The sequence below is a fragment of the Streptomyces sp. ActVer genome (assembly GCF_027270795.1).
GTDB classification, from domain to species: domain Bacteria; phylum Actinomycetota; class Actinomycetes; order Streptomycetales; family Streptomycetaceae; genus Streptomyces; species Streptomyces umbrinus_A.
Genome location: NZ_JAPWHT010000964.1, coordinates 1 through 902, shown reverse-complemented (window position 1 = coordinate 902; position 902 = coordinate 1). Strand labels below are relative to the sequence as shown.

General features: G+C 72.0%; 2 protein-coding genes. One reads left to right on the top strand and one right to left on the bottom strand.

All coding sequences use genetic code 11. The annotated features are described in order from the left end of the window. Positions 1 to 482 (bottom strand): universal stress protein (locus O3Q52_RS53640; RefSeq protein WP_269655620.1); only part of this gene is annotated, 482 nt, incomplete at its 3' end. Between the two features lie 95 nt (positions 483 to 577). On the opposite strand from O3Q52_RS53640, the gene O3Q52_RS53635 reads away from it, so the two are divergent. Then, positions 578 to 902: cyclic nucleotide-binding domain-containing protein (locus O3Q52_RS53635; protein WP_269655619.1), on the top strand; the 325-nt coding region annotated here is incomplete at its 3' end.

Sequence of the window (902 nt, the reverse complement as noted above, 5' to 3'; positions counted from 1 at the left end):
AGCACCAGGGGGCGGGGGGACCTGGCGACGACCCGCTGGGACACCGAGCCGACCATGAATCCCGCGACCCCGCTGAGACCACGGGACCCGAGCACCAGCAGTTCCTCGTCCTCGGCCGCCGCGAGAAGGGCGGCCACCGCCGAGTCGGCCACCAGTCGCTCGACGACCCGCAGCCCGGGGTGCGCGGCACGGATGCTGCCCGCCGCCCGGTCCAGGATCTGTTCGGCCCAGTCGCGCTCGGTCCTGTCCGCGGGGACGGACGGGGCTGGGCGTGGGTGCCACGTCCAGGCGTGCACGAGGTTCAGCGAGACGCCGCGCCGCAGGGCCTCACGGGCCGCCCAGTGCGCGGCGGCAAGGCTCTCGGCGGATCCGTCGATTCCTGTGGTGATGTGCCGAACCATGGTGGGCGTCTCCTGTGTCCGGTCCTGCCCGATCTCATGCGGAGCCTCGTACAGGAACGCCCGCGTGCGCAGGGGCCGCACAGTCCCTCCCTGGGGCCGGGTGGCCCATGGTTCGAGCCGAAGCACGGGCGCACGCTGGAAGTCGTCGGTCCGAACGTCCGTCCTGGAGGCCGGTCATGAACGCTCCGCCCACGCCCAGCATGCTGCGGGCACTGCCCGCCGAGCACCGGCAGCGGCTGATGCACCTCGCCCGGGAGGTGTCGTTCCCGCAGGGAATCCGCCTCTTCGAGGAGGGCGGTCGCGCGGACCGGTTCTGGATCATCCGCACCGGCACGATCCAGCTCGACATGCACGTACCCGGCCGCCGGGCAGCGGTCATCGAGACCCTCGGCCACAACGAACTCGTTGGCTGGTCCTGGCTGTTCGCTCCGCACTCATGGCACCTGGGCGCCGAGACGACGAGCCCGGTCCGCGCCTACGAGTTCTACGCCACCACCGTAC